This is a genomic window from Roseateles sp. So40a, assembly GCF_048081605.1.
GTDB lineage: Bacteria > Pseudomonadota > Gammaproteobacteria > Burkholderiales > Burkholderiaceae_C > Roseateles.
The window spans coordinates 5,476,944-5,498,896 of record NZ_CP182288.1; the positions used below are offsets into that span (position 1 = coordinate 5,476,944).

Consider the following 21,953-nt stretch of genomic DNA (forward strand, 5'->3'; position numbering starts at 1 on the left):
ATCGCCGTCGTTTCGCAAAACGGCGATTGTCCCGCAAAGCCGGGGGGCGTCAGCCCGGCGAGGCCATCGGCTCGCCCAGGCGCACCGGGCCGGCGGGCAGCCAGGCCGGGTTGAACGTCATCGGCAGATCCTTGGGGAACAGCAGCACCACGGTCGAGCCGAGCAGGAAGCGGCCCATCTCGTCGCCCTTGGCGTAGCTGAAGTGTTCCTTGTCGTAATGCCAGGTGCGCGGACGGCCTGGGCGCGGCGGGTTCACCACGCCGTGCCAGACCGTGGCCATCGAGCCCACGATCGTCGCGCCCACCAGCACCAGCACCCAGGGGCCGTGCTCGCCCTCGAAGACGCAGACCACGCGCTCGTTGCGCGCGAACAGGCCCGGCACGCCGCGCGCGGTGGTCGGGTTCACCGAGAACAGCTCGCCCGGCACATGGATCATGCGCAGCAGCCGGCCGGCGCAGGGCATGTGGATGCGGTGGTAGTCGCGCGGGCTCAGGTAGATCGTCGCGAAGTGGCCGTCGCGGAACTGCGCGGCCAGCTGCTGGTCGCCGCCCACCAGCGCGGCGGTCGAGTACTGGTGGCCCTTGGCCTGGAAGATCTGGTCCGCGCGAATCGGGCCGAACTGGCTGATCGCGCCGTCGACCGGGCAGATCAGCGGCGCGTCGGCGATCGGGCGGGCGCCGGGCTTGAGCGCGCGGGTGAAGAACTCGTTGAAGGTCGCGTAGGCGGCGGGATCCGACTCGGCCGCCTCGGCCATGTTCACGCCGTAGCGGTCGATGAAGCGCTTGATCGTCCAGGTCGTGAATCCGCCGAGTTCCGAGCCCGCCAGACGGCCCGCCAGCCGGGTCATGGCCAGCTTGGGCATCAGGTACTGGGGCAGGACGGCAAGGCGATCGGACACGGTGGTGGGCCCCCGAAAGGGCGGGAAAAAGGGTGGCGGATTCTAGGCGGGCAAGTACGAGTCCCGCACCCGGGTTGCTCCCGGGCTGCCGAGGGACCTCGGTACCATCGCGCTTTCCTCTCCGTTCTGCCCCTGGCGATCCCTCTCATGGCTGCCCCCGAGCCCCCCGAGTCCCCCTTGCGCCCTGAGCCTGCTGAACATCAGCACAGCTCCTTCTACAAGTTCGTCCGCCTGGACGAGACGCCCGCGCTCGCCCAGCGGCTGCGCGAGCTCAACGTCGCGCTGGGTCACGCCGTGGGCGGCAACGTGCTGCTGGCGCCGGAAGGGATCACCGGGGCGCTGGGTGGGCCGCTCGCCGCGCTGGACGCCTTCGAGGCCGCGCTGCGCGCCGAGCTGCCCTTCGCCGATCTCCATTTCAAGCGCAGCTTCTGCGCGACGCGCCCGTTCACGCTGCTGAAGGTGCATGAGAAGCCCGAGCTGGTCGCCTTCGGGCTGGACGGCGTCACCGGCCTGGCCGACACGCGCGACACCCATGTGTCGCCGCGCGAGTGGCGCGAGCTGATCCGGCGCGAGGACGTCGTGGTGCTGGACAACCGCAACCACTTCGAATTCGAGCTCGGCCATTTCGAGGGCGCGGTCGATCCCGGCGTGCGCCATTTCCGCGACTTCCCCGCCTACATCGATGCCCACGCCGAGGCCTGGCGGCGCGAGGGCAAGACCGTGGCGATGTACTGCACCGGCGGCATCCGCTGCGAGAAGCTCTCGGGCTGGATGAGCGATCGCGGGCTGACCGTGCGGCAGCTCGACGGCGGCATCCTCAACTACTTCGAGCAGATGCCCGATGCCGACGCCGATTGGCGCGGCGAGTGCTTCGTCTTCGACAAGCGCATCGCGATCGACACGCATCGCCAGGAGACCTCGACGACCGCCGAGGACGTCTATGGCGACGATCCGGCCGAGGCCTGGCGCCTGGCTCGAGCCAAGCGCCTCGATCCGAAGGGCTGAACCCTGCGGGCTCAGCCGGTCAGATCCTCGGTCAGGCGCAGCCGGCGCGGATTGCGCGTGTCGATGACGGCGGTGTGCGCGGCCTTGTCGTGCAGGCCCTGGCGGTTGGCGTCCCACAGGATCTGCAGGAAACCCATGCCGCCCGTGGTCGCGCCGGCCGCGTAGCCACCGTAGCGGCGCACGCACAACATCGGCTTGAGCGGCTTGCCGGTCAGCTCGACGATGCGCAGTCCCATCAGCTTCTTGCCCGGGGTCTGGCCCGGCCAGATCAGCGGGAAGGCCACGAAATACGTGAAGGCCCAGGCGAGGTTCAGGCCCACCAGCTCCCACCAGTGCTTGAGCTTCTCCAGTGGCGTCTGCCTGGCTTCGTCCTTGAGCTGGCGCACCTGCGCCTCCAGCGACTTGATGCGGATCTTGTCGGCCTGACGCTGCAGCGCCTGGTCCTTCTCGAGCTGCTCGACCGCGTGCTCGATCCCGTTGGAGCCGCCGGCCGAGGCCGCGGAGGCGGCCGTCGCCACCGCCGTCTTCACCAGCGTGCGGATGTCCTCGGCGGCATCGGTCGACTCGGACGATTCATCGGGCGAGGCGTCGCGCTGCGCCTCGGACGCCGCGCTCGCCACGGCCTTGCGCGAGCGCTTGGGCGAGTCCTCCAGGTGCGACATCGTGCTGCCGTAGAGCCCGAACGCCACCAGGCACAAGGCCGGTGCCCAGCCCAGCCAGCCCTGTTCCCGGACGACCTCGCCGCGCGAGGCGCGCTGCTGCTTGTGCCACTTCAGCGCGACCCAGATGAAGCCGCCCAGCAGCGCCGTGTTGCCGAAATTCGAGAGCATCGTCACCAGCGCGATGTCCACGCCCATGGCCTTGGCGCGCTGCCAGGGCGAGGCCAGCGGCAGGCCCAGCAGCGCGGGCGCGACGTTGAGGTCCTCGGGGGTGATCCAGTCGCGCGGGTCCTGCGGCGCCTCATTGGCAGGCGTGGACGGGCGCACCGGGGCTGGCGTGGGCGACGGATCGACGGGCAGGGACATGGGCCGGGATTGTCGCGAGCCGTAACCGCGCTGGCGCCCATGTCTTCCCTAGGAACATTGATAATTCGCGCTCGTCCATCGAATCCCACTGGCGCGCTTCGCGCAAGCCCATGTCCAATCTCATCGTCCACGGCGGCTCGCCCCTGAAGGGCCGCATCGTCCCCTCGGCCAACAAGAACGCCGTCCTGCCCATCCTGTGCGCGACGCTGCTGACGCGAGAGCCCGTGCGGCTGCACGGCGTGCCCGAGATCACCGACGTCAAGAAGATCCTGGAGGTCTTCCGCAACCTCGGCAGCAGCGTGACCGTGGACTTCAAGACCGGTGTGCTGGACCTGCATCACAAGGACACCCACTTCGATCCGGCCAAGGACCACCTGCCCGAGGAGATGCGCTCCTCGATCATGCTGGTGCCCGGACTGATGGCGCGCTTCGGCGCCGCGCGCATCGAGGACGACGTCAAGGGCTGCACGCTGGGCGCGCGCGAGATCGATCCGCACGTCGAGGTCTTCCAGCGTTTCGGCGCCCAGGTCGAGCGCGCCAGCGACGGCCTGCTGGTGCAGGTCGACGGCCAGCTCAAGGCCAATGACCACTGGACCGACTATGCCTCGGTCACCACGACCGAGAACTTCGTGCTCTGCGCCGCGCTGGCGCACGGCACGTCCACGCTGATGAATGCCGCCAGCGAGCCGCACGTGCAGGAGTTCTGCCAGTTCATGCAGCTGCTGGGCGCCAAGCTGGAAGGCCTGGGCACCTCGCGCCTGACCATCCACGGCGTGAAGGAACTGGGCGGCGGCGAGTTCACCTTCGCCGAGGACTTCCACGAGATCGTCACCTTCCTCGCGCTGGGCGCGATCACCGGCGGCGACGTGCGGGTCAAGAATTCCCAGCCCGAGCAGTTCCCGCTGATCGACCGCACCTTCGCCAAGTTCGGCGTCCAGATCATTCACGAGGATGGCTGGTCGCGCTCGGTCGTCGAGGGCAAGCTCAAGGTCAAGGAGCCCTTCACCCGCAACATCCTGCAGAAGGTCGAGGCGGCGCCCTGGCCTTATCTGCCGGTGGACCTGCTGCCGATCTTCGTCGCGCTCGGCGTGAAGGCCGAAGGCAGCGTGATGTTCTGGAACAAGGTCTACGACGGCGCGATGGGCTGGACCACCGAGCTGTCCAAGTTCGGCGCCCATGCCTTCCTGTCGGACCCGCACCGCATGGTGACCTTCGGCGGCAAGACGCTGAGCCCGGCGGAAGTGGAGAGCCCGTACATCATCCGCGTGGCCATCGCGCTGCTGATGGTGGCGGCCAGTATTCCCGGCAAGTCGATCATCCGCAACGCGACTCCTGTCCGCCGCGCCCATCCGCAATTCGCCGAGAACATCACCCGCCTCGGCGCCAAGGTGGAATGGGTCGAGGGCGACTGACCCACGGCCTGGCCGCGTGGCTGCTGGCGGCGGGTTCGGCCGCCTTGGCCAGCCTTGCCGGCTCGGTCGTGGCGCAGCCGCAGCCGCAGTCGGTGCAGCCCGTCCTGCACTGGCTGGTGCAGGACATGCCGCCGCACTTCAGCTATCGCGACGGCAAGCCACCGCAACGCGCGGAGGATCTGGGCCAGGGCGAGGTCGACGGCTTCCTGCGCCTCGTCCTGGAGCGCATGCCGCAGTACCGGCACGAGTTCATCGAGCTGAGTCTGCCGCGCTTCGAGGCGCAGGTGCGCCAGGGCGAGACGATCTGCTCCGTGCTGCACGTGCGCACGCTCGAACGGCTGCAATGGCTGTACTTCACGACGCTGTTCCCGCCGATGCTGTCGCGGCAGATCCATGTGATCGTGCGCCGCGAGGACCTGGCGAAGTTCGAGTCCAACGGCCAGCCGCTGCAGCTCGCGGACCTGATGCGCCGCACCGATCTCACCGGGCTGCTGCCGCGCGATCGCAGCTTCGGGCCGCGCATCGACCGTCTGCTGGCCGCATCGCCGGATCGCGCGCCGCGCTCCATCGTCGCGGGCCGCGGCGCCAACCTGCTGCCGATGCTGCGCGCGCGGCGCATGGATTACACGCTCGAGTACCCGACCGCCGCTGACGAGTACACCGCCAATCACCCCGGCGGGCCTGAACTCGTCAAGCTGCCGCTGGCCGAGGGCCGCAGCACGCTGGTGGCGACAGCCGGCTGCAGCCGCACGCCCGAGGGCCGCCGCGCGATCGAGGCGCTCGACCAGGCGGTGCGGCAGCTCGCGGCCGATCCGCAGCGCGACGCGTGGATCCGCGCGTGGCGCAATGGCTCGCCGATCGACGCCGATGATCAGCGTCAGCTGAACCGCTTCCTCGACGAACGCGCGAAAGGTCCGGCGCAGATCGAGTGATCGGCTGGAGTTCCGATGGCCCGTCCGCCCAAGCTCGCCCTGCCGCTGCGCGACGGTGTCGCCGCCAGCGCGCTCGCCTGTCCGCCCGGACCGTGGGCGCGGGTGCTGGACTTCCTCGCTGAACGGCTGCCGCTGGTCGCGCGTGAGGACTGGGCCGAGCGCATGGCGCGGGGCGATGTCCTCGATGACGACGGGCTTGCGCTCGATCCGGACGCGCCCTATCGGGCGCAGCGCCGCCTGTACTACTGGCGCTGGCTGGCCGACGAGCCGGTCGTGCCCTTCGACGCGCGCATCGTGCATCTGGACGAGCACCTGCTCGTCGCGGACAAGCCGCACTTCCTGCCGGTGACGCCCAAGGGCCGGTATGTCCAGCAGACCCTGTTGACGCGGCTGCGGCGCGAGACGGGGCTGGCGGACCTCACGCCGGTGCATCGTCTGGATCGCGAGACGGCGGGGCTGACGATGTTTGCCGTGCAGCCGGCCACGCGTGACGCGTACCAGCGCCTGTTCCGCGAGCGCGATGTGGAGAAGGTCTACGAGGCCATCGCGCCGTGGCGCGAGGACGTGGGCGCGCGGCTGCCCTTCGAGTACGAGAGCCGGCTCGAGGAACACCCGGTGGACTTCATGCAGATGCGCACGGTGGCGGGCGAGCCGAACGCGCGCACGCGCATCGCGTTGATCGAGCGACTCGACGCCGATCGCGCGCGGTATGAATTGCGGCCGCACAGCGGCGTGAAGCATCAGCTGCGCGCGCAGCTGTGCGCGCTGGGCCTGCCCATCGAGGGCGACCGGATCTATCCTGTGTTGCAGCCAGTGGAGGAGCAGGTGGACTTCACCCGCCCGCTCCAACTGCTCGCTCGAAAGATCGCGTTCATGGACCCGGTGACCGGTCAGCCGCGGAGGTTCGTGACCTCGCTCCAGTTGGCCCGATAGCCCCTCGCCTGCGAAGCGGGAGAGGGTGACGCGAGATCAAGCCGTCAGCGCATCGAGCTTGCGCAGCGCCGTCAGCGTCGCGCGGCACGCGCTGGCGAGCTCCGTGCCCTTGGCCACGAGGTGTTCGTGGAAGAACGCGTGGTGCGTCGCGTGCTCATGGAACGCTTGCGGCGTCAGCACCGCCGAGAACACCGGCACGCCGGTGTCGAGCTGCACGCGCATCAGCCCGTCGATGACCGCATGGGCGACGAAGTCGTGGCGGTAGATGCCGCCGTCCACGACCAGCGCGCACGCGAGCACCGCGTCGAACTGTCCGCTGCGCGCGAGCTTCATCGCATGCAGCGGGATCTCGAACGCGCCGGGGACCTCGAAGGTCTCGACGCGCACGGGACCGCCGGCTTCGAGCCCGCGGATCGCGGACTCTCGACAACGGCCCACGAGATCGGTATGCCAGCTCGCGGACACGATGGCCACGCGCGGAACGGCGGCGGAGTAGGGAGAGGAGTGGGGGGTCTGATTCATGTGAACCATTTCAGGTGGAACGATGAATCAGGGCGCGCACGCACAACGCGGCCCACCTCCGGCGCAGGCGCGAACGCTTGCGCCGGCCCGCGGGCCGACGATGGACGCGATCTCTTTCATCCGGACTGTGACCGTCGGCCCTGGCCTCTCACCAGGTCTGCTGACCCCGGCACCACAAGGGCGGTGCCGGGCGCTCGCGGGCTCCCGGGGTCATCGGTCTGTGGACCGCGCCCCGGATACCGCCGGTGGGGACTTTCACCCCGCCCTGAGAACGCTGCTCGTCGCCCCTTCGAGGGAAGGCGCATCCGAGCGGGTCGGATTCTAGGTGGCGATCAAAAGCCCCATTGGAGGATGGCGCTGAGCATGTCCCCCCGGCTGCGGTAGGTGTTCCCCCAGAGGTAGGCCACCGACAGCTCGGCCCCCGCGCCGAGGTCCACCTTCACGGTGGGCCCGCCGCGCCAGGAGGCCGGTTCAGCGAAGCCCTGCACGCCGGCGCGCCATCCCGGCTGCCAGCGATACAGCGCCTGCCACTGCAGCTTGGTCTGGTTCTGCCGGCGCGAGCCCGCATCGTGGCTGAAGAACACGTTCAGGTTGAACTGGGCCAGGCCCCATTCGGTCTGGAAGATGGGGCCCACCTCGACGGCGTTCCCCTGACCCCGATTGCGGATCAGCTGCAGGTGCAGGCCGAGGTCGTAGGGCGTTTTGCCCTGCGTGAGCAGGAACTGGTTGACCCAGTTGATCGAGCTGAGCGTCTGCTCATGCAGCGTCGGACCGATCCAGCTCAGCAGCAACTCGGTGCTCCAGCGCGAGTTCACCCCGTACCGGATGCCGGCCTCGGGCCACAGCGTGGCGGGCTCGTCCGGCGACTTCACATGCCAGTAGCGCAGATCCAGCGTGGTCTGGCCGGCCTCGCTGTACGGGCGCACCAGGTAGTAGCCGGGGTCGGCGCGGGCAGACCCCACGCCGAGCGCCAACGCCGCGGCCAGTGCCGGTGCGGCGATGTGTCGTCTCTTGCGTGTCATGGCTCCCCCCGGAGGTGTGGGGGGCCATTCTGAGGGCCGCCCCGGCTTGGAGTTTCCCCGGGGAAACCAGCGAGCGCGGCTCGGCACAATGGTCCGACGGTGACTTGACGCTGTACATCGCGACTTTCGTCGCAGGCTCGGCATCCCACCCCATGACCCACAAGGCCTTGCGCATCTCGGTCGGCACCCGCCCCCTGCTGGCGCTGTTCGCGTTTGGACTGCTGCTGGTGGCACTGTCCAGCGGCTGGCAGCTCCGCGAGACCACGCAACGCCGCGCCGCCGAGACCGATGCCGAGCTCAGCGCCATCCCGCTGATGTATGCGGGTCCGCTCGCCTACAGCCTGCAGCAGCGCTTGCAGCAACCCGAGGCGCTGCATGGCTTGTTGCGCCACATCCTGACCCGTCATCAGCTGCGCCGCGTGGAGCTGCGCACGCATGACGGCCAGCAGTTCCGCGCGCTGTCGGATGACGACAGCGAGCCCGGGCAGAGCGCCGAGTTCTCGTTGGCCGACACCGGCGAGCTTCGCCTGCAGGCCGCCGCCGCGACGGTCGGTGACACGCTGCGTCGAGATCCGCTGCTGCGCTCGACGCTGATCCACCTGGCCCTGGCCACCGCGTTGGGCCTGGTTGCCGCGCTGCTGCTGGATCGTTGGCTGCTGCGGCGCCTGCATCGCCTGTCCGAGCAGGCCAGCCGCTTCGATCCCGGGCTGCCGGCGCTGGGCTGGGATGACCCCGGCGAGCCGCGCCCGCGCGAGTTGCTGCAACTCGAGCAGGCCATCGATCATGTGCGGACCTCGCTGGGCGATGAATTGCATCGCGAGCAGTCGCGCGGCCGCGAGCTCCAGGAGGAGATCGCGCGTCAGCATCGCGCGCTCCAGCAAGCGGAACGCTCGCTGGAGGCCAAGCGGCGCGAACTGGCCTCGATGGAGCGCCATGACGCGCTGACCGGCATCGGCAACCGGCGCGCGTTCGACGACGCCTTGCGGCGGGAGTTCAAGCGCGCGCAGCGGGATCAGGGCCGGCTCGCGCTGGCGATCATCGATGTGGACCACCTCAAGCCGTTCAACGAGCGCCACGGGCGTGCGGCCGGCGACGAGGTGTTGCGGCGATTGGCGCGGCGGCTCGCGGAGCATTTCCAGCGCGACACCGACGTGGTCGCGCGGCTGGGCGGCGAGGAGTTCGTCGTGCTGCTCCCAGGTTTCGACGCCGAGTCCGCGCAGGGTCTGCTGGAGGTGCTGCGCGAGGACTGGCGCGCGATGGCCGTGCCGCACGGCGCGCTGCCGGACGAGCCGCCGGGCGAAGGGATCGTGACGATCAGCGCCGGGCTGGCGGCCTCGCAGCCCGGGCATCCGTACCTGAGCTCCCAGGCGCTGATCCAGGCCGCCGACGAGGCGCTCTACCTCGCCAAGCACATGGGCCGGGACCGGCTCTGCATCGCGTCCTGAAAGCGTCTGGAGAGCGTCCCGAGAGCGCCTGGTCGGCGCGCCGAGGGCGCATCGAGAATTGGCGATCAGCGGCCGCGCGATTCCGCCTGCTGCAGCTGTTCCTCGACGCGGCGCGCGGCGCGCAGCATCAGCGTCTCGTCAAGCTGCGCCTGCGGGGCGATCTCCATGACCGTCTCGTCCAGCGATTCCGGCTTGTTCATCAGCGTCCAGGCAACCAGCGAGATCGCGCCGACGCCGCGGCGCTGCATCGCCTCGGGCATGAGCAGCTCATGCTGGACCTGCACGTGGAAACGCACGCTGGCCACGGCCGCGGGCGCGAGCCCCCAGCTCTCGCACAGCGCGGCACCCAGCGCGTCGTGGCTCACGCCGAAGGCCGTGTGCTCGAGCTGCACCAGCTCCCTGTCGCTGCCGGCCGCTCTGAGCATCGCCGGGTAATGGCCCGGCGCGTGGCGATACAGCACCGCCTTGCCGCATTCCTCGAACAGGCCCGCGGAGTGGGCGGCCCAGGGGTCCACGCCCAGCATCTGGCCCATGCGGCCCATCAGCAGGCCGCGCTTGGCCGCGCGGGCCCAGACCGGTTCGAGCTCGGCCGCCGGCGGGAAGGCCGCGCGAAGGCCCATCTCGAAGGTGATCGCGGCGACCTCGCGCATGCCCAGGTAGGTCAGCGCCTGATGCACCGTCTGCACCCGGCCGCGCAGGCCGTACAGCGACGAGTTCACCGCCTTGAGCACGGCGGCGGCCAGCGCCATGTCGGTCTCCACCAGCGCCGAGACGGCCTGCAGATCGATGTCCTCGTCCGCCATCAGCAGCGACAGTTTGACCAGCACTTCGGGCTGGGTGGGGATCTCGATGTCCAGCGCTCGGAGTTGAGGATCGACGGGCATGGTGGTGTGCGGTTGTTTGGACGGATGGTAGCCCGGCCGGCCCGGCACCGGCATCCCGCCTTTGGCGGACGCGCGGTGACGAGTTGTTCAGCGTGCGGCTGGCACGCCCGGGGGGCGGTGGGCGCCTGAAGGAGGGAGCGGCGTCAGGTTCAGCGCAGGAAGGCGTCGTAGCCGGTCTTGAGGATCAGCAGCGACACGACGATCACGAACATGCCGCGCACGAAACCGGCCCCCTTGGCCAGCGCCATGCGCGTGCCCACCAGGCTGCCGATCACGTTGGCCACGGCCATCACCGCCGCGATGTGCCACCACACGTGGCCCTTGGCGGCGAACAGCACCAGCGCGGCGAAGTTGGTGGCGGTGTTCATCAGCTTGGCGGTGGCCGACGCGTGCAGGAAGTCGAACCCGAGCAGCCGCACGAACAGGAACACGAAGAAGCTGCCGGTGCCCGGACCGAAGAAACCGTCGTAGAAGCCGATCACCACGCCGATGGCGCTGGCGATCGCGGTCTGCGTGGCGACGTCGTGGCGCGGGGCGTGGTGGCGGCCCAGGTCCTTCTTCGCCAGCGTGTACAGCAGCACGCCCAGCAGGATGAGCGGCAAGGCCTTGCGCAGGCCGCTGGGGTCGACCTGGGTCACCGCCCAGGCCCCGGCGAAACTGCCGATCAGCGCCGCCGCGGCGGCCGGCATCAGCGCCAGCCAGGGCAGGGTCACGCGCTTGGCGTATTGGTGGGTGGCCCAGGCCGTCCCCCAGATGGAGGCACCCTTGTTGGTGCCGAAGAGGGTGGCGGGGGCCGCGTTCGGGTACAGACTGAACAGCGCGGGCACCAGGATCAGCCCGCCTCCGCCGACGACGGCATCGACGAAACCAGCCAGGAGCGACGCACCGGCCGCGGTCAACAACTCGATCATCTGCAACGACTCGCAAGAACGGCCCGGGCGTCAGCCGCCGGGCCGCGGACACGGGCCGAGAACGATCGCGGGGAGCGCGCAAAACCAGGCCACGAAAACAAAACGGGCACCTGATCCAGGTGCCCGCGAATTGTGACAGTGTCACTGCATTTCGTTGGTGTTGGTTTGATCTGTTTGTCTCCTCAGCCCCCGTAGGCAACCCCCTTGTGCGCCGGTCGTGACCAGCGCGGGACGGGTGTCGCGTCGAGTGGGGTGGATGCTAGGACTCGGCCCCCATGCACGCACTTGGGGTTTTCACTCGGCGAATGCACCATTTTGGAACGGTTAGCCGGCCCTCACTTGCGCGAAATGGCCCCGACGAAAACGATTTGCGAACATCGCACGCTGCACTGACTTCGACCCTCGGGCGATGGTCGCCCGGTGTGGCGTGGAGGTGTCATTCCCCTGAAACATGGGGGGCGGTGTCCTGGTGCCGGGAACTTTTGAAGCCGCTCGCGCAATACGGTCATGCTGCGAGATGCGATCTGCGATCCCGCCGTTGAATTTCCCGGGCGACCGACCGTCAGCGCCCGCCACCGACGCCACCTTCCGCCGAACGCCGATGAGCTTCTGGACCCGCCTGGCCGGCCGTGACCGCCCGCCGCCCGCCGCAGGCGGCGAGACCGACTCGCCGCCCGCCACGAACGCCGTCACCAGCGAAGCGCTGGTGCGACGCCTGCGCGACGGCGACGCGAGCGCGCTGGAGCCGCTGTATCGCAGCGAGTCGCCCGGCGTGTTCCGTTATGCGATGGCTCTGTGCGGCCAGGGCGACTGGGCGGCCGATGCGATGCAGGAAGCCTTCGTCCAGTTCGCCGGCCGGCCCGAGGCGTGGGATGCGGGTCGAGGCACGCTCGGCGCCTATCTGGCTGGCATGGCCCGGCATCACCTGCTGGCGCGGTGGCGAGACCTACCGGTGGCGATGGACGACGCCGAGGAGGCTGGCGATCACGCCGAGGCCCCCGAGCAGCAGTTGGTCCGCGCCCAGGACCAGGCCCGGGTGTGGGCGGCGTTGCAGGCACTGCCGTGGACCTTTCGCGAGGCCGTGGTGCTGGTCGATCTGCAGGAGCGCGTCTATGTCGAGGCGGCCCGGATCGCCGGCGTCGAACTCAACACGCTGCGCACCCGCCTGCATCGGGGCCGCGCCCGGCTGCTCGCGGTGCTGCAGGCGCAAGACAGTCCCGGCGTGTCGCCCCCCGCTGCCGCCAAACCGGCTGGCGACGAACAGCCGCCCGCGTCCGAACGCTCATCGAAGTCCGCATGATGACCCACTCTGACACCTCCCCACCCCGTACCGCGCGACTGGCCGACTGGCTGTGGGCCGTCGGCCAGGACCTGCGGCAACGCCATCCCGAGCCGGACCGCGACGAAGCCGTGCTCGCGGCCATGCAGGCGCGCTTCGCCGCCCGCCAGCGATCGAGCCGGGCCGGCCGTTGGCGATGGGCCCTCGCGGGTCCCGCGCTCTGCGCCTCGGTGCTGGTGGCCTGCGTCTGGCTGCTGGGCTCGGCGCCTCCCGGCGAATCGGGCGCGACCGTGATGGGCAGTTCGGGCAGCGGCTTCATCGTGCTCGTGTCCGCCGATCGTTGGGCCGCCTACGAGAAGGCCGGTGCCAGCACCGCGTGGCTCGTTCCGACCGAGGTGCCGCGTGAACGGCTGGCCCTGCTCGGTCTGCCTTACGACCCTGCAGATGCCGCCGCGCCGGTCCGCGCCGAATTGCTGGTGCATGCCTCGGGCGACGTGCTCGCGATGCGGGTCATGCCGTGATTCCTTCCAAGTCCCTGTTCTCGAATCCCTCGCTGGAGACCGCCATGAAGACCTCGTCCACCGCACTCGTCCTGGCACTGGCCGCCGCCGCGGTCCAGGCGCAGCCGAGCCCCGAGCCCGGCGCGACGCCGCGTCCGACGCCCCCCGCCATGCCCGCGCTGGTGCCTCCCGTGCCGCCGGCGCCGCCAGCGCCCGCCGTGCCCGACGTCGCCGAGCTGATCGCCGAGTCCGGCGTGGCGACGCAGATCCTCAGCAACGAGCGGGTCGTCAAGGGCGCACCGTACTGCGCGCAGGCGGTGCACGAAACCGTGCAGCCGCTGGCGGACGGCAACCGCATCGTTCATCAGCAGACCAGCCAGCTCTGCCGGGACGGCGAAGGGCGCACGCGACAGGAGGTCGATCGCCAGGGCCGCAAGATGGTCTATCTGCGCGATGCGGTCAGCGGCGAGAACTGGCTGCTCGACCCCGACCGCAAGACCGCGCGTTACCTGGGCGGCGGCCGGCAGAGCGCGGAGGCCCAGCGCGAGTACGGTGAACGCATGCGCGAGTACCAGGAGAAGATGCGCGAGTACAACGCGAAGGTGCGCGAGTACGGTCGCAAGATGGGCGAATGGGCGCGCGAGAACTTCAGCCATGGCGAGACCGCCGCGCCCCGCGTGGACGGAACCCGGCCCGCCACGCCGCCGGCCAACCCGACCGTGCCCGCCGTGCCCAACGCGCCGCGCGCGCCGACGCCGGTCGTCATCGCTCCCGGTGAAGGCGGTCAGGAGGTACGCGTGATCCGCATCGAGACGCCGATGAGCCCCACCGCGCCCATGCCGCCGATCCCGGTGGCGCTGTCCCTGCGCCTGGAACCGCTGACCGTGCCGGGTCAGGACACGCCGCTCAACAACCTGCCGCCCAAGGAGATCGAGGGGCTGAAGGTCACCGGCGGACGGGCGGAGCGCACCATCCCGGCCGGCAAGATCGGCAACGAGAAGCCGATCGTGATCTCGCGTGAGGTCTGGACTTCGCCGGACTTGAAGGTGACGGTCAGCGCGCAGTCCAAGGATCCCAGAAGCGGTGAGCAGAACTATCAGCTGCGCAACATCCGTCGCGCCGAGCCGGACGCGGCGCTGATGCGGGTCCCCGCGGACTTCACCCGGACCGGCTTGCCCAAGCCGCGTGCGCCCAGGGACGCCAAGGAACAGAAGGAAGGCTGACGCCACGCCGACGGTCCTCGTGGCGGCGACGACAATCCCGCCCGATGACCGATTCGCCTTCGCCGCTGCCGCCCAAGCTGATCCTGCAGACGCTCACCCGCGGCGACGGACTGCTCGGTCTGCGGCCGCACGGCAAGCTCGGGCCGCGTGGCGATCGAGTGTCCTTGCTGCGACTGGCGCGTTGGCCGTCAGATCCTGAGACGCTCGCGCAGTGGCAGTCGCTGCCCCTGCACGCCGTCGACGCGGAAATGCTGCAGTGGCGCGATGCGTCTTTCGGCCACGGCCTGACGCCGTGCTGGACCTTGGCGCAGGAGGAGCTGTTCGCCGACTTCGCCGCCGATGACGTCGCTCGTCTGCGCGAGCTGGGCTGGGAGATCGAGTTCCTCCCCGGCTTCGCGCACCACAGCGTCGCCATCGACGCCTGGTCCCTGGAGATCCAGCCCGAGGACGGTTCGCCGATCGAGGAGCCGGTCAGCCCGCCCGATCGTCTGGCGCCGCTGTCGCTCTCGCGGCGCAAGGGCTCCTGGTTGTTGAGCCTGGGCGTGACGGTGCAAGGGCAGCGTGTGGACCTCGCGCCGATGATCTGGGACCTGCTGCGCAAGGATCGCCGCTGGTTGTATGCCGATGCGATCTCGCACATCGACGACGACGCGATCATCAGCCTCAAGGCGCCGGGCGGTCGCCGCCTGCACACGACGGCTGCGCCGCTGAAGCGGCTGATGCTGAACCTGCTCGATGTGCTGGTGGCGCAGCGCTCGCGGCGCGGGCCGGTGAAGCTGACCTCCTGGGAAGCGGCGCGGCTGGCAGCGCTCGACGTGCCGGACAGCCGATGGCAGGTCTACGGGGCCGAAAAGCTCCGCGCGATGTGGGTGCGCCTGCGGGATGCGGGACCGCCGGTGATTCCGACCCCGCCAGACGGTCTGGGGATTACCTTGCGGCCCTACCAGGTGCAGGGGCTCGCGTGGCTCCAGTACCTCGCGCGCCAGCAGCTCGGGGGCATCCTCGCGGACGACATGGGCCTGGGCAAGACCGCCCAGGCGCTGGCCCATCTGTGGATGGAGAAACAGGCCGGGCGGCTGGAGGCACCGGCGCTGGTCGTCGCGCCGACCTCGCTGATCTTCAACTGGACGCAGGAGGCCGCGCGGGTCGCCCCGGGTCTGCGCGTGGCGTCGCTGTCCGACCCCGAAACCCGCGCTGACGTGCTCAAGCGACTCGGGGAGATCGACCTGCTGCTGTGCAGCTACGGCCTGGCCTGGCGTGAGGTGCGCGCCCTCGCCAGGCAACGGTTCTCGGTGCTCGTGCTGGACGAGGCGCAGGCCGTGAAGAACCCGCGATCCCGGGCCGCGCGGGCGCTGCGACGTTTCCAGGCCGACCAGCGCCTTGTGCTCACCGGCACGCCGCTGGAAAACCATCTGGGCGAGCTCTGGACCCAGTTCGACTTCCTGATGCCGGGGTATCTCGGCGAGGCGCGCTCGTTCGCCCGACATTGGCGCAAGCCGATCGAACAGACCGGGGACGCCCGCCGGGCGCGTGAGCTGGCGACGCGGGTCCGCCCCTTCATCCTGCGACGTCTCAAGCAGGAGGTCGCCCGGGACCTGCCGCCGATGACCGTCCTGACCGCGCGCATCCCTCTGCATGGGCGTCAGCGTCAGCTGTACGAAAGCGTCCGGATCGGTGCCGATCACCTGGTCCGTCGGCTGCTCAAGCAGTCGGAGATCTTCGGGTCAGGGCTGATGTCGGTGCTCGATGCGATGCTCAAGCTGCGGCAGGTCTGCTGCGATCCACGCCTGGTGCCCGGCATCGAGCTGCCCGCGGGCATGGAGTCCGCCAAGCTTGACTGGATCCGGGAGAAGGTGCCCGAGATGATCGCGCAGGGGCGCACGATCCTCGTGTTCTCGCAGTTCACCGGCATGCTGGCGCTGATCGAGGACGCCATGCATCAGGCGGGCGTGCCGCTGATGAAGCTGACAGGAGAGACGCCGGAGGCGCGGCGCGGCGACGTGGTGCGGCGCTTCCAGGCTGGCGAGGCGCCGCTGATGCTGGTGAGCCTGAAGGCCGGCGGCGTCGGCTTGACGCTGACGGCGGCGGACACCGTGATCCAGGTCGATCCCTGGTGGAACCCGGCGGTCGATGCGCAGGCACATGCTCGGGCGCATCGGATCGGCCAGTCGCGGCCGGTCTTCGTGCACCAGCTGGCGATCGAGGGATCGATCGAGGAGCGGATGCTCGAACTCCAGGCCCGCAAGCGCGCGCTGGCGGAGGGTCTGCTCGGCCACGACGGCGGGGACGGTCTGGAGAAATTCAGCGCCGACGAGATCGATCGGCTGCTGGCGCCGCTCGAGTCGTCGGAAGACGAGGACTGAGCGGCGGCTCGGATCCGGCGAGGCCAGCCCCCGGACTCGGGGCGGCCTCGCGGCGCGGATCAGCGCTTGCGGTCGAAACGCAGGGCGCGAGCGACGCTGCGGCGGTCGCAGCCCAGGCTGGCGACTTCAAACGCCTCGTGCTTGCGGCCTTTGTCCTGCGACGCCAGTTCCGGCATCGGGAGGCGGCGCGGTTGAGATTCGGTGCGGGTTTGGAACTTCATCATGGTCGGGGACCTTCTGGCCTTTCAGGGGCTGAAGCGGGGGATGACCGCTTTGTGCCAGCTAACGCAGCCCCTTGGGATGCCGTTGACAGCTTGCTCACAAAAGTGAACAAAGCTCGCGCCACGCTCACGCATGCTGCACCAATGAGGTGCTTTGGACGTATTGCGAACAAAATCGTGACGGGGCCAACTCGGCTAAGCTCGCGCCCCATGCCCCCCGCGTCCTCCGTTTCCCCTGAGCCGACCCCCTCGCCTGTCGCGTCCACGCCCTCTCTGGAGGGGGCCGCCGAACTGCTGGTCGCCTGCCTGTGCGCGGACTGGTGCCGCACCTGCGACACCTACCGGGACGACTTCGCGACCCTGCGCCAGCAGTTCCCGCAGGCGCGTTTCCTGTGGGTCGACATCGAGGACGACTCGGAGTTGGTCGACGACCTGGAGGTCGAGACCTTCCCGACCCTGCTGATCGGCCAAGCCGACCGGCTCTGCTTCATCGGCCCGGTGCTGCCGAGCCCGGCCGCCGCGCAACGGCTGATCCAGGCCGCGGTGGACAACCCCTCGATGTCCGCCGCCAGCCCGACGGCACCCGCCGGCAGCACGGCCGCCGCGCAGGCGCTGCTGTCGCGCCTGCGACAGAGCTGCTGAGCGTCCGCCGACGGTCCACCGGAAGTCCGCCGAACGTCCGCTGAGCGCCCCGCCCCGGGGATGGCGAGCGAGAATGCGCCACCGCCAACCCTAGGCCGGAGGCCCGCGTCACCCGCGGCGTCCGGTGCATCGATGAACGTCCAATTCAAGAACTCGGTGGCTCGCGCCACGCCCATCCTCGCGCTGGACCGCGCCTCCTACCAGGCCCTCGCCCCCAAGCTGCCCAAGCGCACGCAACAGTGGCTGGCGACGCTGGGCTTCTCCGCGGCGCCGGACACCTTCGCGCTGGTGCCGGGCGAGGACGGCAAGCTGGCGCAGGTCTTCGCCGGCGTGGCCCACGCCGCTCACCCGTTCGCGCTGTCGGCGCTGCCGCTGGCGCTGCCCGAGGGCGACTACACGCTGTCCGCCGACGGGCTGCCGCTGCAGGACGAAGCCGCCGCGCTCTCCTGGGAACTGGGCTGCTATCAGTTCGACCTCTACAAGCCGCGCAAGCGCCAGCCCGCGCAACTGCTGATCAAGAGCAGCGCGGACGGCCAGCGCGGCCTGGCCATCGCCACCGCGATGAGCGCGGTGCGCGACCTGGTCAACACGCCGGCCGAGCACATGGGCCCGGTGGAGCTGTCCAAGGCTGCCGCCGTCGTCGGCAAGCAGCACGGCGCGAAGTTCAAGGAGATCGTCGGTGACGACCTGCTCAAGAAGAACTTCCCGGCCATCCACGCCGTGGGCCGCGCCAGCGACCGCGCGCCGCGCCTGATCGAGCTGAACTGGGGCAGCGACAAGCATCCGCGCCTGACGCTGGTCGGCAAGGGCGTGTGCTTCGACACCGGGGGCCTGGACATCAAGCCCGCCGACGGCATGCGCCAGATGAAGAAGGACATGGGCGGCGCCGCCAACGCGCTGGGCCTGGCCACGCTGATCATGGCGCTGAAGCTGCCGGTGCGCCTGCAGGTGCTGATCCCGGCGGTGGAGAACTCGATCAGCGGCAACGCCTACCGGCCGGGCGACGTCGTCAAGACGCGCGCGGGCCTGCACATCGAGATCGGCAACACCGACGCCGAAGGCCGCGTGATCCTGTGCGACGCGCTGGCCTACGCGACCGAGTTCAAGCCCGAGCTGATCATCGATCTCGCCACGCTGACCGGCGCGGCGCGCATCGCGCTGGGCGCGCAGCTGCCCGCGCTGTTCTCCAAGCACATGGACACCGCGCGTGACCTCGTGGACCTGGGCCTGAAGGTGGACGACCCGATGTGGCACATGCCGCTGTGGGCGCCCTACAAGGAAGGCATCACGTCGAGCATCGCCGACATCGTCAACACGGGTCGCAGCGCGCTGGCTGGCGCGATCAACGCGGCGCTGTTCCTGGAGGCCTTCATCCCGGCCGAGCAGGACTGGCTGCACATCGACCTGTTCGCGTGGAACGACATCGCGCGCCCGGGCCGTCCGGTGGGCGGTGAGGCGCAGACGATCCGCACGCTGCTGGCCTATCTCGAGGAACGCTTCAGCGCGTGATCACTCCCCGGCGCGCAGCCAGGCGGCCGCGCGCTCCGCGATCATCAGGGTGGGCGAGTTGGTGTTCCCGCTGGTGATCGTCGGCATGACGCTCGCGTCGATGACGCGCAGGCCGCTGACGCCGCGCACCCGCAGACGGTGGTCGACGACGGCGCCGTCGTCGTCGGCCCGGCCCATGCGGCAGGTGCCCACCGGATGGAAGATGGTCGTGGCGATGTCGCCGGCCAGCCGGGTCAGCTCCTCATCGGTCTGGAACTGCACGCCGGGCTTGACCTCGCGCGGCCGGTAACGCGACAGCGCGGGCTGCTCGACGATGCGTCGGGTCAGGCGCAGGCTGCGCGCGGCGATGTCTCGGTCCTCGGCGGTGCTGAGGTAGTTGGGCGCGATCAGCGGCGCATCGGCTGCATCGGCGCTGCGGATCGCGACCGTGCCGCGGCTCGTCGGGTTGAGGTTGCACACGCTCGCGGTGAACGCGTTGAAGGTGTGCAACGGCTCGCCGAAGGCGTCCAGCGACAGCGGTTGCACGTGGTACTGCAGATCGGGCCAGGCCTTGTCCGGACCGCTGCGCGCGAACGCGCCCAGCTGCGACGGGGCCATGCTCATCGGACCGGAGCGGCGCAATGCGTACTCGAGGCCGATACGCGCCTTGCCGAACCAGCTCGAGGCCAGCGTGTTGAGCGTGCTCACGCCATCGACCTGGAACACCGCGCGGATCTGCAGATGATCCTGCAGGTTGGCGCCGACACCGGGCAGGTCGCGCGCGACCTCGATGCCCAGGCGCTGCAGCAGCGCCGCCGGTCCGAGGCCCGACAGCTGCAGCAACTGCGGCGAGCCGATCGCGCCCGCCGCGAGCAGCACCTCGCCGCCGTCGTTCAAGCGCACCTCCTCGAGACCCTGAGGCGTGCGCACCCGCACGCCCGCGCAGCGCGTGACGCCGTCGACGGAGTCGAGCAGCAGTCGTTGCGCGTGGGCGCCGGTCCACATCTCGAAGTTGGGCCGCCGATAGCAGGTCGGTCGCAGGAAGGCCTTGGCGGTGTTCCAGCGCCAGCCGGCGCGCTGGTTGACCTCGAAGTAGCCCACGCCTTCGTTGTTGCCGCGATTGAAGTCGGGCGTCGCCGGAATGCCGGCTTCCTGCGCGGCCGACGCGAACGCGTCCAGCACTGCCCAGCGCAGCCGCTGCTTCTCGACACGCCACTCGCCGCCGTGGCCGTGCTGCGCGGCGTCGAAACCGGGCGGCCGTTCGGCATTGGCGTCCAGGCGCCAGTGGTCCTCGTGCTGACGGAAGAAGGGCAGCACCGCGTCCCAGCGCCAGGCATCGTCAACGGCCGCGGCGGCCCAGCCGTCGTAGTCGCGGGACTGGCCGCGCATGTAGATCATCCCGTTGATGCTGGAGCACCCGCCCAGCACCTTGCCGCGCGGGTAGCGCAGGCTGCGGCCGTTGAGGCCGGCGTCGGGTTCCGTCTTGAACATCCAGTCCGTGCGCGGATTGCCGATGCAATGCAGATATCCGACCGGGATATGGATCCAGTGGTAGTCGTCGCGGCCGCCGGCCTCCAGCAGCAGCACCCGCTTGTCGGGATCGGCGCTGAGCCGATTGGCCAGCAGGCAGCCGGCCGTGCCGGCGCCCACGATGATGTAGTCGAAGCCGCCGGATGCGGCCTCGCGAGGATCGATGCGCTTGTCTCCGCCCATGTCGCTCTTGTCGTGACGGGTCTGTGATGACCCATGCTGACCGAGCCATGCAGCGGCGACAAGCGCGTTGTCACGGGGTCCCCGCCGTCGCCGGTTCCGGCTGGTCCGCAGTGCGCCCGTTCGGCGCGTACCAGTCGATGCGCCGGGTCAGGGCCATGATCGCCGCCAGCACCGCGAACAGCAGCGTCGCGCCGACGAGCAGGGCCGCCTTTTCCAGGTTGAGCAGAACGAACAGCGCGCCGTACAGCACGGCCACCAGCGCGCCGAAGCCCAGTCCGCGTCGAACGGTGCCCAGCATGGACACGCCGTAGAAGCTCAGCAGCCCGATCGCCGCGCCCGCCGCCAGTCCATAGGACAGCGCGAAGCTCAGATGTTCCGACAGGCTCAGCAGCAGCAGGAAGAACAGCGTCATCGCCAGACCCACCAGCAGGTACTGCACCGGATGGACACGCCGCCGCGAGAGCAGTTCCAGCAGGCCGACGCTGACGAAGGTCAGCACGATGAACAGCAGCCCGTACTTGATCGCGCGGTCGCTCATCACGTATGGATTCACCGGGTCGATCATCGAGAACGCGAGCGTGTCGGCGATCAACGCGTTCTTCTCCTCACCCGCCTGCGGCCGCTGGTAGCCGCCCGCCTCGGGATCCCGATCGACCGCGGGCAGGCCTCGACCGGCCGCGACGTCGCGCAGCGCGGTGGTCGCGAGCTCGGAGACCTTCCAGGTCGCCTCGAAGCCGGTGTCGCGCACGCTGCTCGTGGCCGGCAGGAAGCGGCCGCCGAAGCTCGGGTGCGGCCAATCCGATCGCAGGGTCATCTGTGTCGAAGCCGCGGCCGGCACCAGGCCGAAGTCGGTCATGCCGATCACATCGAGCTGGACCGTGAGCGCGAGCGGCGCGTCCAGCGCCTGGGCAGGCAGCGCCGCATGCAGGCCGCGCGGATAGCTGTCATTGCGGGTACCCGGGCGCACCGTCAGCGCCGAGGCGCCCTGCCGGATCGTCACCTGACGCAATCCGCGCGAATCGCTGACGGCCACCACCACGCGGGGGTCATCGCATTGGACCTTGCCCTCCTTGCGGGGGGCGGGCGGCTCGAGCGCCGTCAGCGACCCCCATCGCGCCTGCAGGCCCACCTGCGCCGCGTAGGCGTTGACCTTGAACAGGCCGCGTCGGCGAGTCTCCTGATTGAGCGTGCCGTCGACCACCAGGTCCGAGGGCATCGCCGACAGGATGAAGTCGCGTCGTTGCGTGCCCGACACGCTGTTGGGCGCGATCACGGTCCACTCCTCCGAGCAGCTGCGTTGCACGACCGGCCCCAGCAGCACCTGCGGTCCGGCCTGCGCCGCGGCGACGCTCGCCTCGGCGGCGCGTTGGCGTTGCTGTCGCTCGTCGACCAGCCAGCCGATGCGCAGCAGCACGAACAGCAACAGCAGCGTCACGCCGCCCAGGATCACCAGCTTCCACCACAGCGCCTTGATCTGCATCGTTCCTCCTCCATGGGACACGTCGAGAAGGCGGCAGTCTCGTCAGGCGGGGTGA

At 69.9% G+C, this 21,953-nt stretch carries 20 protein-coding genes and 1 riboswitch; of the genes, 11 read left to right on the forward strand and 9 right to left on the reverse strand.

Translation table 11 applies throughout. The annotated features are described in order from the left end of the window. Window positions 1–49: 49 nt before the first annotated feature. Window positions 50–898 (reverse strand): archaetidylserine decarboxylase, encoded by an 849-nt coding sequence (gene asd, locus ACNI65_RS24945; protein ID WP_416760195.1) that lies wholly within the window; start codon window positions 896–898, stop codon window positions 50–52. A 147-nt stretch (window positions 899–1,045) separates the two neighbouring features. Here asd and ACNI65_RS24950 point away from each other — a divergent pair, with 147 nt between their 5' ends. Next, the gene (locus tag ACNI65_RS24950; RefSeq protein WP_416760196.1) at window positions 1,046–1,903 is read left to right on the forward strand and encodes a rhodanese-like domain-containing protein; all 858 of its coding nucleotides are present in this window, start codon (window positions 1,046–1,048) and stop codon (window positions 1,901–1,903) included. 11 nt (window positions 1,904–1,914) lie between these two features. On the opposite strand, the gene ACNI65_RS24955 is transcribed toward ACNI65_RS24950, so the two are convergent. Next, window positions 1,915–2,928 (reverse strand): RDD family protein, encoded by a 1,014-nt coding sequence (locus ACNI65_RS24955; RefSeq protein ID WP_416760197.1) that lies wholly within the window; start codon window positions 2,926–2,928, stop codon window positions 1,915–1,917. Window positions 2,929–3,038: 110 nt separating this feature from the next. Between ACNI65_RS24955 and ACNI65_RS24960 the strand changes: the two genes are divergently transcribed. Genes ACNI65_RS24960 through ACNI65_RS24970 form a run of 3 tightly spaced genes read left to right on the forward strand, consistent with a single transcriptional unit; the run spans window position 3,039 to window position 6,205 of the window. Beyond that, window positions 3,039–4,340 (forward strand): UDP-N-acetylglucosamine 1-carboxyvinyltransferase, encoded by a 1,302-nt coding sequence (locus tag ACNI65_RS24960; protein ID WP_416760198.1) that lies wholly within the window; start codon window positions 3,039–3,041, stop codon window positions 4,338–4,340. Beyond that, a complete protein-coding gene (locus ACNI65_RS24965) occupies window positions 4,322–5,272 on the forward strand; it encodes a hypothetical protein (protein WP_416760199.1) in 951 nt (316 codons plus the stop codon). Before ACNI65_RS24960 ends, ACNI65_RS24965 begins: the two co-directional genes overlap by 19 nt. A gap of 15 nt (window positions 5,273–5,287) precedes the next feature. Continuing rightward, the gene (locus ACNI65_RS24970) at window positions 5,288–6,205 is read left to right on the forward strand and encodes a pseudouridine synthase (RefSeq protein ID WP_416760200.1); all 918 of its coding nucleotides are present in this window, start codon (window positions 5,288–5,290) and stop codon (window positions 6,203–6,205) included. A gap of 36 nt (window positions 6,206–6,241) precedes the next feature. Here the strand turns inward: ACNI65_RS24970 and ACNI65_RS24975 are convergent, their stop codons facing one another. Further along, window positions 6,242–6,727, reverse strand: coding sequence for a 6,7-dimethyl-8-ribityllumazine synthase (locus tag ACNI65_RS24975; protein WP_416760201.1), 486 nt, complete (start codon window positions 6,725–6,727; stop codon window positions 6,242–6,244). A 104-nt stretch (window positions 6,728–6,831) separates the two neighbouring features. Continuing rightward, a riboswitch (FMN riboswitch) is annotated at window positions 6,832–7,004 on the reverse strand. 55 nt (window positions 7,005–7,059) lie between these two features. Further along, window positions 7,060–7,749, reverse strand: coding sequence for a hypothetical protein (locus tag ACNI65_RS24980; RefSeq protein ID WP_416760203.1), 690 nt, complete (start codon window positions 7,747–7,749; stop codon window positions 7,060–7,062). A gap of 152 nt (window positions 7,750–7,901) precedes the next feature. Here ACNI65_RS24980 and ACNI65_RS24985 point away from each other — a divergent pair, with 152 nt between their 5' ends. After that, window positions 7,902–9,194 (forward strand): diguanylate cyclase domain-containing protein, encoded by a 1,293-nt coding sequence (locus ACNI65_RS24985; RefSeq protein ID WP_416760204.1) that lies wholly within the window; start codon window positions 7,902–7,904, stop codon window positions 9,192–9,194. Window positions 9,195–9,259: 65 nt separating this feature from the next. Here the strand turns inward: ACNI65_RS24985 and ACNI65_RS24990 are convergent, their stop codons facing one another. After that, window positions 9,260–10,078 (reverse strand): HDOD domain-containing protein, encoded by an 819-nt coding sequence (locus tag ACNI65_RS24990; RefSeq protein WP_416760205.1) that lies wholly within the window; start codon window positions 10,076–10,078, stop codon window positions 9,260–9,262. A gap of 149 nt (window positions 10,079–10,227) precedes the next feature. Beyond that, window positions 10,228–10,989, reverse strand: coding sequence for a sulfite exporter TauE/SafE family protein (locus ACNI65_RS24995; protein WP_416760206.1), 762 nt, complete (start codon window positions 10,987–10,989; stop codon window positions 10,228–10,230). Between the two features lie 601 nt (window positions 10,990–11,590). Here ACNI65_RS24995 and ACNI65_RS25000 point away from each other — a divergent pair. The 4 genes from ACNI65_RS25000 to ACNI65_RS25015 are packed head-to-tail and all read left to right on the forward strand — an operon-like array spanning window position 11,591 to window position 16,354. Further along, complete coding sequence (locus tag ACNI65_RS25000; protein ID WP_416760208.1) at window positions 11,591–12,289, forward strand: RNA polymerase sigma factor; 699 nt, start codon at window positions 11,591–11,593, stop codon at window positions 12,287–12,289. Continuing rightward, a complete protein-coding gene (locus ACNI65_RS25005; protein WP_416760209.1) occupies window positions 12,286–12,789 on the forward strand; it encodes a hypothetical protein in 504 nt (167 codons plus the stop codon). The genes ACNI65_RS25000 and ACNI65_RS25005 overlap by 4 nt, the downstream gene beginning before the upstream one ends. A gap of 44 nt (window positions 12,790–12,833) precedes the next feature. After that, window positions 12,834–13,991 (forward strand): hypothetical protein, encoded by a 1,158-nt coding sequence (locus ACNI65_RS25010; RefSeq protein ID WP_416760211.1) that lies wholly within the window; start codon window positions 12,834–12,836, stop codon window positions 13,989–13,991. Between the two features lie 44 nt (window positions 13,992–14,035). After that, window positions 14,036–16,354: a DEAD/DEAH box helicase gene (locus ACNI65_RS25015; protein ID WP_416760213.1), complete on the forward strand. Its 2,319-nt coding sequence runs from the start codon at window positions 14,036–14,038 to the stop codon at window positions 16,352–16,354. Window positions 16,355–16,413: 59 nt separating this feature from the next. Here the strand turns inward: ACNI65_RS25015 and ACNI65_RS25020 are convergent, their stop codons facing one another. Beyond that, window positions 16,414–16,578, reverse strand: a complete 165-nt coding sequence (locus ACNI65_RS25020) for a hypothetical protein (protein WP_416760214.1) — start codon at window positions 16,576–16,578, stop codon at window positions 16,414–16,416. Window positions 16,579–16,785: 207 nt separating this feature from the next. Here ACNI65_RS25020 and ACNI65_RS25025 point away from each other — a divergent pair, with 207 nt between their 5' ends. Together ACNI65_RS25025 and ACNI65_RS25030 are read left to right on the forward strand one after the other, a co-directional pair. Continuing rightward, a complete protein-coding gene (locus ACNI65_RS25025; RefSeq protein WP_416760215.1) occupies window positions 16,786–17,217 on the forward strand; it encodes a thioredoxin family protein in 432 nt (143 codons plus the stop codon). Between the two features lie 132 nt (window positions 17,218–17,349). Next, window positions 17,350–18,726: a leucyl aminopeptidase family protein gene (locus ACNI65_RS25030; protein WP_416760217.1), complete on the forward strand. Its 1,377-nt coding sequence runs from the start codon at window positions 17,350–17,352 to the stop codon at window positions 18,724–18,726. Here the strand turns inward: ACNI65_RS25030 and ACNI65_RS25035 are convergent, their stop codons facing one another. Then, window positions 18,727–20,418, reverse strand: coding sequence for a GMC family oxidoreductase (locus ACNI65_RS25035; RefSeq protein ID WP_416760219.1), 1,692 nt, complete (start codon window positions 20,416–20,418; stop codon window positions 18,727–18,729). 70 nt (window positions 20,419–20,488) lie between these two features. After that, window positions 20,489–21,898, reverse strand: a complete 1,410-nt coding sequence (creD, locus tag ACNI65_RS25040; protein ID WP_416760221.1) for a cell envelope integrity protein CreD — start codon at window positions 21,896–21,898, stop codon at window positions 20,489–20,491. Window positions 21,899–21,953 lie beyond the last annotated feature (55 nt).